The 13,302-nt window shown below is 61.7% G+C and carries 6 protein-coding genes and 4 pseudogenes; 6 read left to right on the top strand and 4 right to left on the bottom strand.

Going from position 1 to position 13,302, the window contains the following annotated elements; all coding sequences use genetic code 11:
• Positions 1-368: 368 nt before the first annotated feature.
• Together ACFSOZ_RS16415 and ACFSOZ_RS16410 are read right to left on the bottom strand one after the other, a co-directional pair.
• Complete coding sequence (locus ACFSOZ_RS16415; protein WP_379100007.1) at positions 369-641, bottom strand: hypothetical protein; 273 nt, start codon at positions 639-641, stop codon at positions 369-371.
• 438 nt (positions 642-1,079) lie between these two features.
• Positions 1,080-1,950: pseudogene (locus ACFSOZ_RS16410) on the bottom strand (IS3 family transposase); the annotation flags it as partial.
• A 2,823-nt stretch (positions 1,951-4,773) separates the two neighbouring features.
• Here ACFSOZ_RS16410 and ACFSOZ_RS16405 point away from each other — a divergent pair.
• Positions 4,774-5,160 (top strand): annotated as a pseudogene (locus tag ACFSOZ_RS16405) (Y-family DNA polymerase); the annotation flags it as partial.
• A 300-nt stretch (positions 5,161-5,460) separates the two neighbouring features.
• Here ACFSOZ_RS16405 and ACFSOZ_RS16400 read toward each other — a convergent pair.
• Positions 5,461-6,457 (bottom strand): annotated as a pseudogene (locus ACFSOZ_RS16400) (IS701 family transposase); the annotation flags it as partial.
• Positions 6,458-6,532: 75 nt separating this feature from the next.
• On the opposite strand from ACFSOZ_RS16400, the pseudogene ACFSOZ_RS16395 reads away from it, so the two are divergent.
• The 4 genes and pseudogenes from ACFSOZ_RS16395 to lepB all read left to right on the top strand — a co-directional run.
• A pseudogene (locus ACFSOZ_RS16395) lies at positions 6,533-6,884 on the top strand (IS110 family transposase); the annotation flags it as partial.
• An 80-nt stretch (positions 6,885-6,964) separates the two neighbouring features.
• Complete coding sequence (gene atpD, locus ACFSOZ_RS16390) at positions 6,965-8,557, top strand: F0F1 ATP synthase subunit beta (protein WP_379100005.1); 1,593 nt, start codon at positions 6,965-6,967, stop codon at positions 8,555-8,557.
• 100 nt (positions 8,558-8,657) lie between these two features.
• Entirely contained in the window at positions 8,658-9,065 is a 408-nt protein-coding gene (locus ACFSOZ_RS16385) for a F0F1 ATP synthase subunit epsilon (RefSeq protein ID WP_379100003.1), read from the top strand.
• A 93-nt stretch (positions 9,066-9,158) separates the two neighbouring features.
• Positions 9,159-10,136, top strand: a complete 978-nt coding sequence (gene lepB / locus ACFSOZ_RS16380; RefSeq protein WP_379100001.1) for a signal peptidase I — start codon at positions 9,159-9,161, stop codon at positions 10,134-10,136.
• A 22-nt stretch (positions 10,137-10,158) separates the two neighbouring features.
• Here the strand turns inward: lepB and ACFSOZ_RS16375 are convergent, their stop codons facing one another.
• A complete protein-coding gene (locus ACFSOZ_RS16375; protein WP_379099999.1) occupies positions 10,159-11,712 on the bottom strand; it encodes a mannitol dehydrogenase family protein in 1,554 nt (517 codons plus the stop codon).
• Between the two features lie 95 nt (positions 11,713-11,807).
• On the opposite strand from ACFSOZ_RS16375, the gene uxaC reads away from it, so the two are divergent.
• Positions 11,808-13,268 (top strand): glucuronate isomerase, encoded by a 1,461-nt coding sequence (gene uxaC, locus ACFSOZ_RS16370; RefSeq protein WP_379099997.1) that lies wholly within the window; start codon positions 11,808-11,810, stop codon positions 13,266-13,268.
• The last annotated feature ends 34 nt before the right edge of the window (positions 13,269-13,302 follow it).

The raw sequence follows: 13,302 nt of genomic DNA, 5'->3' as shown, positions 1-13,302 counted from the left end.
GCAGGTGTGTGTAAGGCCCATATCGCTCCTCGGTACGTCCGCCCAAGGCGAGCCTCTGCGGAACCACCACAAAATGCCGTTGATTACGCGCCATCAACTCTTCAACAGTCGGTTCGCCTGGTCGAGTTCATCAGATTCTTGAATCGAAAGCATGCCGCCGCGTGACCACTCAATTCGAGAGGGCCGTCACAGCGGGCGACCTGATATTGCCGCACCGGATGGCGGACCATCGCATCGGATATAGCGATGGCCGTCGAGTATCCAGGCAATTGCTCGGTCGTAAGCGAATGACACACACGCTGCCTCCCGGCGCTGGCCACCGGAACTGTGCCTCGCGGCTCAGCCCGATTCAGGACCAGCACAAAGCCCTACCGATCTCGAAGAACAGGAGCTTCATCAACGGTCCGCAACGGCCGATTGCAGAACGCAAAAACCGCCGGAGCAAACGAATCGAGCGCCATCGCTTCCTGGACCAAGAACCGCAGCTGTTGTTGCCGGCCCGGAAGTCGATCGGCCTCACGACGGTGCAGGTAGACTTTCAGGTCAGCGCCCAGTCTGAACATGGCCCAGTTGCTCCGACTGATCGCCGACAATGCATCCACATCACCGCATTCCAGCGTCAGCTTCACGCCGTTCGGCATGTGACACGTCACCTTGGGTGCCTGAAGAGGAAAAAGCGTGGCACAGCCTTTTGGGTTCCGACCCCACGCACTTCATCACAAGTCGCCGCAAATCCACCACATTCCATGCTGCTCTGTCGCAAACAGTGCTCGATCGACAGCCCTTTCATCCTGAAACCGGAGATAAACGCCGGGGGTGGAAGACGGCGGGAGAGACTGTCTTACGTGCGCTTCTTTATCCACTTCCGCGCAAGACAGGTTCGCATTGACCCCATGTTCGAGTGCAAGGGCTCGATACGCGACACGCCAGGCCTCAAGGCACGCCGAGACAAGATGAACCGCGCCGGGTTTTTCCGGAGGCCGTTTCGTTTGAGGTCACGCGGCTACGGGCTGGTTCATCCAGCATGGGGCGTAAGTAGCGTTCCTTCGGCTTCGGCCGCGGCGGTGACTCGTGTGCGATGGCTCCAGCAGCCGGCGATTATTGAACCAGTCGACCCATTCGAGCGTATGCGAACTCGAGACGCTCTCGTAAGTTACGCCATGGTCCCGCGTCGATGGAATCACCTCGGCCTTGTGTAAGAGACCGTTGATCGTTCGGCGAGAGCCATTGTCGTAGCTGATCGCCGACGCTATGCCTACCGAAGGCTCGACGCCGGCCTCCGCCAGGGCGCTCGGGTAATATCGATGCTGACATATTGGCTGCCTCTATCGCTATGGTGCACGAGCCCGCCGCGGTGGATCGGCCGCGATCATGGAGTTGCATGTTCCAGGAGCGTCCAGGACGAAGCTCGCATGCGCCGTCCGGCTCACCCGCCAGCCAACGATCCGGCGGGCATAGGTGTCGATGACAAGGCGACAATAGACGAAGCCTCGTCCAGGTCGCGACGTAGGTGAAGTCGGAGACCCACAGCACATGTTCGGGCGCCGGGGCATGGAACTGGCGATTAACGATGATTAGGAGAGGGCAAGGTGCGGCCTGGCTCGCTCACCGTGGTGCGGATCGGCTTGCCGCGGATGATTGCCCTCAAGACCCATGGCCCTCATCAGGCGGGCCAACCGTGCAGCGGGCGACGTCGAAGCCCTCGCGCTGCAAACCTGCCGCCAGACCTGTGCGAACGCCGTAGCAAACCGGAAGTTGGCCTCGAACAACGACGTCGGACCTCATCCTTCAAGGCCTCATCCCGCTTCGCCCCGAGCCGACAGCCGGGAAGGGATCGGATGCGCTGGCGACATGGTCGTGGTAAGTCGACGATGGCGATCGGCAAGCACCTTGCAGATCGGCTCGACCCCATGCGCCTGGACCCGGTGATTCGTCGATGAACGCGATCACGGATGGCTGAGTGAACCGAGCGGTCGATTGCTCCCGCCTGGGCAAAAATGTAGCGGCGGAAGCTCTGCGACAGTGATCTCGTTGGCCTGGCTGAAGGTCGCGGCTTTCTCGCGCTCCAAGGGCCTTGAGTTTCGGTGCCACCATCCGTAGCGCACACCGGCGGCGCACGCCACTGTCACGCCTGTTCGGCCTTCTTACACCCACTCATGCAGCGTCTGCGCGCCGTGCAGCCGATCTTGGCCGCGATCGACAAGACCGCAGCCCCAGGCGCGAGGGTGTTCATGCTCGTGATCCAGAGCTTGTTTCGGCGGCTTCTGGACATCATGAGGCATCGATGGAAACATAGCATATCGCAGTACGACGGTCCGCCACAGCCAGAATGTTCTTGCCCTTGATAGCAACGACCATTTCGTCGACGGATGCCACTGTCGGCAAAACTACCTCTGGGGGACCGCCGCTGGGATGGAGCGCGGGCATAATCCGCGGTCCGAACCTGGCAGCACATTCCAAGACAGTCTGGAAAGGAGACTTCGATGCCGCGCTCGGCCAGAATGATCCTGTCCACATGACGCACAGGCTCAGTGGAAATCGGAAGTATGAGCCACACCCATGCGCTATGATCTCGGCAGGACACGATGGACGCGTTGTATCGGAGCGTACATAATATCGGTGGGCGCGGGTGCAGTGCTCATGCCCGTAAAGTCGTCCGTGCAAATGTTTGAGGCGGACTGCTATCGGTCAGGGACGCTCATTGCTGCCTACAGCGGCGCGGATGGCGTCAGGCATAGAACCGGGCGGTCAAAATGTTCCAGCCGCCGGCGACGAAACCCAGGTCATAGAGGGTACGATATACCGCGGCAGCTCCTCGCGATATCGTCGATCAGAGATCGACGCTGCAGCTTTTTGCGACGACGCGCGCCAGCGCCTCGCGATCGCGACCGGTCACTTGGCGGCACAAAAATGTTGTGGCCTCGACGCGGTTTCATCCATTCGCGCCAGCGCGCCTCCGGCGGCAGATGATCCAGTTTCCCGGTCAAACAGTGGTCAGCTGATCGACCTTTCCCCCTTCTCGCGCGCGCCGCCTCGACCATTTATCGTCAGAGCACGCAATACGGAACGTGGTGCGGCCGGACAGCCTCGCGCACGGCGCCGAGTTCGACCAGCCGGTCGAGAAGGACGGGCGCTCGACCGCGGTCATACTCATGTGCCTGCGATCTGTTCCGAGGCAACGTCGCATCGTCGACAGCAGCTTATCTGACAACAAGATCCACGCCGCGTACCTGGCCCTGAGTTTCGGCGCAACGGCAAGCAGCGACGGTCCGCGCGGCGCTCGAGTCTCGGCGGAAAGATCGATGGCGCGTAGTGCAGCGCGCGCCTGTGCGCAGAGCAGACCCTTTCGCCGCGTACGGCTTCATCCTCACGTGCTCGCCGCAATGGCAAGTGTGACGAAAGGCGGGGAGCGGCCGGGACTTGAGCCCAAAGCCCCTCCGCGTCCCATCAATGGCATCGCCTGCGGCCAACCTAGCCGCTGCGCCAAGCAGTTGCGTCGGCGAGCCAGGCTCCGACCGTCCGACGCATTCCGAAGCTATGTTGTTCGCGGCCCAGGACAACGCGCCAGCCAGCATCCCCGGGGCCGGAACAGAGCTGTGCAGAATCTTGCGCTAAGATCGAACGAAGAGTGAACGCCCGGATGTTCGCTAGTGGATACGCCATTTGCCTTCTGTACCGTTTAGGCCGATTTGGACAGAGGCTTGGCCACATACCGTTCTGGAGTGGAGTGGACCAGTGGCCCGACGAGCCGCTTCTCAAAGAACACTGAGCGAAAGACGCTATTCGACATTCCCGGTCGATGAAGACGTTCTGATCAGTCACTATTCTCTTTCAGCGGCCGATTTGCTGAAATCCAGCTACGGCGGCGCGCGAACACAATCAGCTCGCTTTCGCGATCCAACTCTGCTTAGATGCGCTACCCCGGCCGGCCACTTGTTGCGCTAACGAAGGTTCCGCCGAAAGCGATGCTGGACTATGTTGCCGGAGCAAGTAGGCGCAAGCTTCCACCGCATTTAGGCTGTAGCACCGTGTGAGGAGAGACACCGCAGTCACATCACATTGCTCACCTCCTGGGTTATTGCAGAGAGCGAAACGCAGCAGCCGAAGATGCGGGCGTGCCGCATTGCTGTCGGCAAATCGAGGTGGCCTCAACAACAGACGCCGGTACTTCGGATTGCTGGTGCCATTCTGGCGGAGCTCCGCCATCGAAATTCGCTGCTCCCGGCGGCCAAACATTATCGACGCGGATGGGGCTCATCGCGGCTCGCGCTATCGCTCGTCGGCGGGCGGAAAGGACCCCTGATCGAAGGCATTTCGTCTGATAGGCTACACAGACACATCGACCGTCTATTCTGGGAGGTTGACCCGACAATCAGGGCAGACGCGCTTCAATGCTGCGCGATCGGCGCCAGAAGCGCGTGTGCACTCCAACCTGGTCGGAGAGCTGGACCGAACGGATTGCATTCCGTGCGGACGCTGGAGATCGACCCGAAATTTCAAGCGCGCATATCTTCGGGACGTTGGGATCAGATGATCCGCGAAAGGGCAAACGCCAACCGCCGGCGTGGGTCTTGCCACGACTTCAACGCAAGTCGCCGTCACGCCCTGCATGATCGTAGCTCAAGCAATCAAGCTCGGCACCAGAAGCTCACCGATGACGCTTGTAACACGATGTTCATCAAGCTCATGGGTCGGACTGTTCTCGCAGCCAAACAGCCGCACAAGAAAGGCACGCGGCATATGGAAGGTCGTACGGAAACCGCCAATGCACATCAGCTGATCTTCGTACCGCCGGCGTTTCGACGTTTACCGCGCGGTCTCAAACTCAGATACGGGAGATTTTCGCGGAACATACCGATCTCATTGAGCGCTCTCGCTCGACGAGCCTATCTCGATGTGACGGAGAACCGCCACGATGTATTTCAGTGGCCGCGACAAATCGCCGAGATGGATCAGGGGCGAAGATCCTCGCCGTAGACCGGGCTGACCGCCGTTCTGCCGGCATCTCCTACAACCAAGTTCACTCTCGCGAAGATGGCGTCCGATCAGAACAAAGCCGAACGGCCAGTTCGTCATCACGCCTCGCCACGGGCCCGCCTTTGTCGAAGCCCTGCCGTGCGCAAATTCCCCAATGGCGTCGGACCCGCGACCACGCTGCGAAGATGCAAGGCCGCAGCGATGACATAGGAGATAAGAGCGTTCGGAGCGAGCCGAAACCGGGCACCGCTCTCCTGAGGTCCCGTCGCCGGGACGAGGGCTGGCAAGGTCGTGTGTAGTGCAGTGTGAATGCTTCGGCCAAACCACGCTTGCTAGATTGACCTGTCAGCTCTGGATCTGATGGCATAGTGTGGCGGCCTTCGCGCTGACCACGGACAGAAGCATGATCCTGGCGACGAGATATCGTCAGAGGGGACTTGACGACACGAAGGCCACATTACAGAAGGCCCATTACAGAAGCCACTACTTTGGCAGTTTTGGGTTTGACCGCGTCTGCGAGTAGTATTCTGAGCAGTGAGGACATCTGCGGGGTGGCGGCCGCCGTGAAGAGGTCGAGAAATGTGCATTGTCTAACTGCTGGCATGCTCGGTTGAGGTGGTGGTACCGCTCCGACTCTTTTTTCCGTCCCGCCGCTTTGAGGCGGCGGGCTTGGAGAAAGGCGTAGGCGATCTTGGTCATCAAGGCGTGTCGATGTAATCCAGTCCATGATCGGCCTTACGAAGTGGTCGAGGGCCGAGTTCCTCCTTCAATTGCTGATGTGCCTGCTCAACAGACCCACCTCGCCTTGATCGCGGCGGTGAGCATCTTGGGCTGGCATCGGCCGGCAGGTTCTGACACATAGTATTTTTGCTCGCCAGTCGACCGTGCGTTCGCCGACAAGCCAGACCTCGTCGCCTGGCATGCATTGCATGCGATTGTCGAGCATCCGGTGCTTATGACCATCCGCAACGCAGACACGGCGAGCCGCAAACAAGCATGTCAGCCGACCTTTAGTGCCGCGCCGCCAGCCTATCTTGTGCCATTTCTCACCAGACAGCATCACCTCGGCAGAGACCGGCGGCTGGTCCGTGGATGTGATATTGGCGGCGCCTACCGGTGGTTCGCGACCGGGAAGATCAGATCAACATCGGCGGATAGACGTTTTGGCGTCGCGATAGTCCTACCGCCCACAGCAGACCGCGCTCACTCAAAGCCTGACGAAAAGAGCTGCTCGACCCGTAGCCCGCGTCGGCAAGCACGCAGCCGAAACGCACGCCGGAGGCGATGACACGGATCGATCTCTTCGATGGCGATCTCCGGCTTTGTCAGAGCGACCTGTCGTTCCTTCGGAAACGCGCGCCCGCATCATCGCTCGGGATCCTTCGTCCAGGTGTCGGGCAAGAAGAGCCGAAGGCCCACCATCACCCGGCACTTCGCGCGAGGCCAGGGTCACCGACACCAGTGACTGGCAGTGACCTGATGTGGTGGACGGCCTCGCTCCGGCATCGAGGTGCCATAGTGTGGCCTGTCGAAAGTCACATGAGGAGAGTCGTCCATGGAGAAGATTACCACAATTGTCTGGATATCGCCAAGCAGGTATTCAGGTTCACGGGGGTCACGTCTGCTGCGATCGTGAGCCGCCGCAAGCTGCGCCGCGATGATGTCGTTTGTTTCTTCATAGGAATTGCCCCCTTGCCTGATCGCATCGAGGCTTGCGCGACGGGACACCACTGGGCTCGGGTTCATTTATAGCGCTGGGTTCACGACGTTTACGGCTGATGCCGGCGTCTTACGTTAAGCACATACGTGAAGCGCAGAAGAATGATGCGACGGATGCCGAGTGCGATTTGCGAGGCGGTGGCGCGACACCCACGATGCGCTTCGTGCCGGGAAGAGCCCGGCGCCGAGGCGCTCTAGGCGCGGTTCGCGGGTCATCGGCCCGCGACCGGACCGCGTGAGAAACAAAGGACGAAAAAGGGTAAAGACGATGGCGAAAGCAGCGACCCCCAAGACGGCGGCCCCCAAGGCAGCAGCCGCGAAGACCGCAGCCCCCGCAAAAGCGGCGGCCAAGGCTCCAGCTGCGAAGGCAGCTCCGGCCAAGACGGCTGCAGCACCGGCAAAGGCCGCCGCGGCCAAGACATCGGCAGTGGCCAGCAAGGCAACCGGCGTTGTCGGCAAGGTCCGCCAGGTCATCGGCGCCGTCGTCGACGTGCAGTTCGGCGATCACCTGCCGGCGATCCTGAACGCGCTCGAGACGACCAATGTCGGCAACCGCCTGGTGCTCGAAGTCGCCCAGCATCTGGGTGAAAACACCGTGCGCTGCATCGCCATGGACTCGACCGAGGGTCTGGTGCGCGGCCAGGAAGTGCGCGACACCGGCGCGCCGATCACCGTGCCGGTCGGCCCGGGCATGCTCGGCCGCATCATCAACGTCATCGGCGAGCCGGTCGACGAAGAAGGCCCGGTTGATGCAATCGAAATGCGCTCCATCCACCAGCCGGCTCCGACCTATGTCGAGCAGTCGACGGAAGCACAGATCCTGATCACCGGGATCAAGGTGCTCGACCTGCTGGCTCCCTACGCCAAGGGCGGCAAGATCGGCCTGTTCGGCGGTGCTGGCGTCGGCAAGACCGTGCTGATCCAGGAACTGATCAACAACATCGCCAAGGCGCATGGCGGCTATTCGGTGTTCGCCGGCGTCGGCGAGCGTACCCGCGAGGGCAACGATCTCTATCACGAGTTCATCGAGTCCGGCGTCAACAAGAAGGGCGGCGGCGAAGGCTCCAAGGCTGCTCTGGTGTATGGCCAGATGAACGAACCGCCGGGCGCGCGCGCCCGCGTCGGCCTGACCGGCCTGACCGTGGCTGAATATTTCCGCGACCAGGGCCAGGACGTGCTGTTCTTCGTCGACAACATCTTCCGCTTCACGCAGGCGGGTTCGGAAGTGTCGGCTCTGCTCGGCCGTATCCCGTCGGCGGTGGGCTATCAGCCGACGCTCGCCACGGACATGGGCGCGCTGCAGGAACGCATCACCACCACCACCAAGGGCTCGATCACCTCGGTGCAGGCCATTTACGTGCCCGCCGACGATCTGACCGACCCGGCACCGGCGACCTCATTCGCCCACCTCGACGCGACGACGACGCTCAACCGCGCCATCGCCGAAAAGGGCATCTATCCGGCCGTCGATCCGCTGGATTCGACCTCGCGCATGCTCGACCCGCTGGTCGTCGGCGACGAGCACTACGGCGTCGCACGTCAGGTGCAGTCGATCCTTCAGCGCTACAAGTCGCTGCAGGACATCATCGCCATCCTGGGCATGGACGAGCTGTCGGAAGAGGACAAGCAGACGGTGGCCCGCGCCCGCAAGATCGAGCGCTTCCTGTCGCAGCCCTTCTTCGTCGCCGAAGTGTTCACCGGTGCGCCGGGCAAGCTGGTCGACCTCGCCGACACCATCAAGGGCTTCAAGGGCCTCTGCAACGGCGACTATGACCACCTTCCGGAAGCTGCCTTCTACATGGTCGGCGGCATCGAGGAAGCGGTCGAGAAGGCACAGCGCCTGGCGGCCGAAGCGGCGTAAAGAAGCGAATAGCGAATAGGGAGTAGCGAATAGGGTTTTATGAGCCGGGCGAGTTTCTTCACTATTCGCTACTCACTATTCCCTATTCGCTAAATTGATCATGGCTGAAGCTTTCAAATTCGAACTGGTCTCGCCGGAGCGCCTGCTGGTTTCCGAGCAGGTCGAATCCGTCGTCATTCCGGGCGCCGAAGGCGAGATGACCGTGATGGCGCATCACGCGCCGGTCATGACGACGATCAAGCCGGGCGTCGTCACAGTGAAGACCGCGTCGGGTGGCGAAGAGCGCTACGTGGTGTTCGGCGGCTTCGCCGACATCGTTCCGGCCGGCTGCACGCTGCTGGCGGAATCGGCCGTCGCGGTGAAGGATGTCGACCGTGCCGATCTCGCGCGCCGCATCCAGGAAGCCAAGGAAGACGCCGCCGACGCCAAGGACGACCAGGTCCGGAGCAAGGCGGAACAGTTCCTTAGCCAGCTCACGACGCTTGAAAGCGCCATCCTGCCGGCCTGAAGTTCGCATCAGATGACTGATTGAAAAGCGGGGCCTTGCCTCGCTTTTTTGTTTGGTGGACAGTCCGGCTGCCTTGGGCGTGGGGGGTGGCCGATGACGGAAGAAACAGCTGGGCGAGAAACAGCCTCGCGATCCCGATGGTCGACGGCCCTTGTGTCGGCCTTCGGCGGTCCGTTCGGTGGGTTCCTCTGGATCGGCAGCGGCAGGCTGGCGGTCGCCACCCTGGTGGTGGTCAGCGCCCTGGTCTTCGCGCTTGCCTATGTTGGATTTCCGGTGTTGCCGGACGTCGATCTCGCCTGGTTGGCCAATTTTTCAGGTATCGGTTCGCTGATCCTGGGGGCAGCGCTTGTTGTGCCCTTCACGCGCCGCTTCAAACCAGACAAGTGGTATTCGCACGGGCTTTGGGTTCTGGTCCTCGTTCTTCTGTCCACGTATCCGGCTGCATTCGCAATACGCGCGTTCCTATTCCAGCCGTTTTCCATGCCGTCCGGCAGCATGGCGCCGTCGCTGGTAGAGGGAGACTATTTCTTCGTCTCCAAATTCGCTTATGGCTACAGCCGCTACAGTGTCCCTTTTGGACTATTGCCCATCGATGGCCGAATATTCGGCGCCGAGCCAAGGCGAGGCGATATCGTGATTTTCAGGGTGCCGTCTCAACCCGACATAGACCACGTCAAGAGACTCATCGGCTTGCCCGGCGACAGGATTCAGATGGTCGAAGGCGTGCTTCACATCAACGGTGTGGCGGTGAAGCTTGAGGCTGTCGGTGACTATTCCTCAGGCGAAGTGCAATCGGCGAAGCTGCAGCGGGAGACGCTGCCTGAGGGGATTTCCTATTTGGTGATCGACTTGACCGACAATTCGGTCGGCGACAACACACGCGAGTTTGTGGTGCCTGCGGGAGAGTATTTCACGTTGGGCGACAATCGCGACAACTCCAACGACAGCCGCTTCCAAATGGGACTTGTCCCCTACGAAAACCTTGTCGGCAAGGCCGTGCGATTGTTCTGGAATTCACAAGGCGTGGGTTATTCTTCCCGGCAGACGTTGGACGGTTCGGCTGCCAAATAGGCAGCATCGGGTCCCGGCTCGACTATTCACTTCCTATCCCCAACGCGGCGAAGGCCAATGTCGGACCATCCCGTCGCAGGTGAACGAGATGGACGGCCACGAGCTCAATCAGCGTCTGGCGCTCGGCGTGGTCGCTGGCGAAGCCGGCGAGGTCGAACACCGCCGTCACGGTCTCATTCGCCGGTAGCTGCTGGCTCAAAAGCGTCGTTAGCGCCGCATCGAGTGGGTCGGTGAAATGGCCCTCAGGCAAGGACTTGCCGCGCGCTGCGCAGGCGGCGATCCAGGCGGCGACCACCAGCGTGAGATGGACCAATTCGGTGCCGGCTTCCATGCACTCCAAGGCCGATGCGACGATGCGCTGCGGCAGTTTCTGGCTGCCATCATTGGCGATCTGTGCTGTGCGGTGGGCAAGAGCAGTGTTCGAAAAACGCTCGGTGAGCTCGGCCGTATAGGCGGCCGTATCCAGTCCGGCATCCTCCGGCAGCGTCGAACTGGCTTCGGCCCACAATGCATCGACGAACTGCCGGATTGCCGGATCGGCGAAGGCGCGATCGACGGTGGCATGGCCGCTGAGCAGGCCGAGATAGGCGATGGCCGAATGCGAGCCGTTGAGCAGGCGCAGCTTCATGTCCTCGAAGGGCCGGACGTCGTCGACCATGGTGACGCCGAACTGTTCCCAGGCCGGACGGCCCTGCGGAAAATTGTCCTCGATCACCCATTGGCAGAACGCCTCGGTCATGACCGGCCAGGCGTCGTTGAGCCCGAGCTCGACAGCGATCCGCGCCCGGTCGGCATCGGTGGTTGCCGGCACGATGCGGTCGACCATGCTGGAGGGAAACGCGACCTGGTGCGCGATATAGCGGGCTAGGCCGTTATCGCCCATCGCGCCGAGCCTGGCATCGCCTGGTTGGGCGAGCCTGGCATCGCGCAGCGTGGCGAATTCGATCAGCAGCCGGTGCAGCGTGGCACCGTTGGCCGGCAGGTTGTCGCAGCACAGCACGGTGAAGGGCGGTGTGCCAGTGGTGCGGCGCCGGGCAAGCGCCTCGGCGAGAAAGCCATGCGCTGTCTTCGGCATTTGCGGATTTGCCAGATCATGGACGATATCGGGATGAGCGGTGTCCAACCCGCCGCTGGCGGATCTGAGATAGGCCTTCTCGGTGATCGTCAGCGTCACGATGCGGGTGCGCGGATCGGTTAGCGCGGCGAGCACCGCGTCCGGGTCTTCCGGCGCCACCAGCATTGAGGCGATGGAGCCGATAATACGGAGCTTCTCCTCGCCGCTGCTTCTGATCGCCAGCGTGTAGAGCCCGTCCTGCGGCGAGAGCGCGTCGCGTGTGTCGGCGCTGCGCAGCGATACGCCGACGATGCCCCAATCGGTCTCCCCCGCCGTTAGGCAGTCGTCGACATAGACGGCCTGATGGGCGCGATGGAAGGCGCCGACGCCGAGATGCACGATGCCCGGGACGACGCGGCTGCGATCATACGAAGGCGTCGCGACCGAAGCCGGCAAGGCGTGTGCCGTCTCGCCGGAAAGGCGTTTGGTCATCGTGGTGCGGCTGGTCTGGTCGGACGGCATGAAATGGCCTCGGGTATGGTTGGCAAGCGGCGTAACATCCGATTTCTTGCCACACAATGGCTGGGAAAGTCATCATACAACAATCTAATTTTTGTATGTTGACATTATTTCTTGGCAACCCTACCGATAGCGGCCCTGGGAGGATCGTCGTGGCACTGACCAATACGGATTTGCTGTTTCCCGCCGAGGCGCATCCGCGCTCGATCGCCCGCGATCTCTATGCCGTGATCAAGGACCTGCCCCTCGTCAGCCCGCACGGTCACACCGATCCGCGCTGGTATGCGCTGAACGAACCGTTCCCGGATCCGGCGCAATTGCTCATCGTGCCGGACCACTACATTTTCCGCATGCTGTTCAGCCAGGGCGTCCGCCTCGAGGATCTCGGCGTGGCGACCTTGGACGGCGCACCGGTCGAGACCGACGGCAGGGCGATATGGCGACGTTTTGCCGAGAACTATTTCCTTTTCCGCGGTACGCCGACCCGGCTGTGGTTCGACCATGTGCTGGCGCATCTGTTCGGCATCGAGGAACCGCTGAACGCGGCGACCGCCGACCGTCACTACGACACGATCGCAACCCTGCTGCAGTGGGAGAATTTCCGCCCGCGAGCTCTGTTCGAGCGCTTCAACATCGAGGTCATCGCAACGACGGAAGGCGCGCTCGACGATCTCAAATGGCACCAGATGATCCGCGACAGCGGCTGGGAAGGCAACGTCATCACTGCCTATCGGCCGGACGCCGTCGTCGATCCCGATTTCGAGGGATTCTCGGCCAATCTCGACCGGCTTGGCGAGATCACCGGCTGCGACACCGGCAACTGGACCGGCTATCTCGACGCCCACCGGCAGCGGCGCGCCTTCTTCAAAAGCTTTGGCGCGACCTCGTCCGATCACGGCCATCCGACGGCGGAGACCGCCAATCTTTCGGATGCGGCGGCCGAGGAGCTGTTCAATCGTGTCCGTCGCGGCTCGGATGACGAGCGCGAGCGAAAATTGTTCCGCGCCCAGATGCTGACCGAAATGGCCAAGATGAGCCGCGATGACGGGTTGGTGCTGCAGATCCATCCCGGTTCATGGCGCAATCATTCGCCTTCTATTTTTCAGAAGTTCGGCCGCGACAAGGGCTTCGATATCCCGACCCGAACCGACTATGTGACGGCGTTGAAGCCGCTGCTCGACTGTGTCGGCCTGGAACGGGACCTGACAATCATCCTCTTCACGCTCGACGAGACCAGCTATGCGCGCGAACTGGCACCGCTAGCCGGCACCTACCCGGCACTGAAGCTCGGGCCGGCCTGGTGGTTCCACGACAGCCCGGAAGGCATGCGGCGCTTCCGCGAGATGACCACCGAAACGGCCGGCTTCTACAACACCGTCGGCTTCAACGACGACACCCGTGCCTTTCCATCCATACCGGCGCGTCACGACGTGGCGCGGCGGGTCGACTGCGCGTTCCTGGCGCGTCTCGTCGCCGAGCATCGGCTGCGCGAGGACGAGGCGCATGAGCTGGCGCGGGAGCTTGCCTACACGCTTGCGAAGAAGGCGTACCGGCTCTGAGCCGGGCGATTCGGTTTATATAAGGGAGGAAGTC

This window comes from Mesorhizobium newzealandense, assembly GCF_042682145.1.
Lineage (GTDB): Bacteria > Pseudomonadota > Alphaproteobacteria > Rhizobiales > Rhizobiaceae > Mesorhizobium > Mesorhizobium newzealandense.
The sequence above is the reverse complement of the archived record's forward strand: the minus strand, read 5'-3'. Positions and strand labels throughout refer to the sequence as shown.

What these genes read in the sequence shown, in the direction of transcription:
- atpD (WP_379100005.1), top strand. Translation starts at nt 6,965, where the DNA reads ATGGCGAAAGCAGCGACCCCCAAGACGGCGGCCCCCAAGGCAGCAGCC.
- ACFSOZ_RS16385 (WP_379100003.1), top strand. Translation starts at nt 8,658, where the DNA reads ATGGCTGAAGCTTTCAAATTCGAACTGGTCTCGCCGGAGCGCCTGCTG.
- lepB (WP_379100001.1), top strand. Translation starts at nt 9,159, where the DNA reads ATGACGGAAGAAACAGCTGGGCGAGAAACAGCCTCGCGATCCCGATGG.
- ACFSOZ_RS16415 (WP_379100007.1), bottom strand. Translation starts at nt 641, where the DNA reads ATGCCGAACGGCGTGAAGCTGACGCTGGAATGCGGTGATGTGGATGCA.
- ACFSOZ_RS16375 (WP_379099999.1), bottom strand. Translation starts at nt 11,712, where the DNA reads ATGCCGTCCGACCAGACCAGCCGCACCACGATGACCAAACGCCTTTCC.
- uxaC (WP_379099997.1), top strand. Translation starts at nt 11,808, where the DNA reads ATGTTGACATTATTTCTTGGCAACCCTACCGATAGCGGCCCTGGGAGG.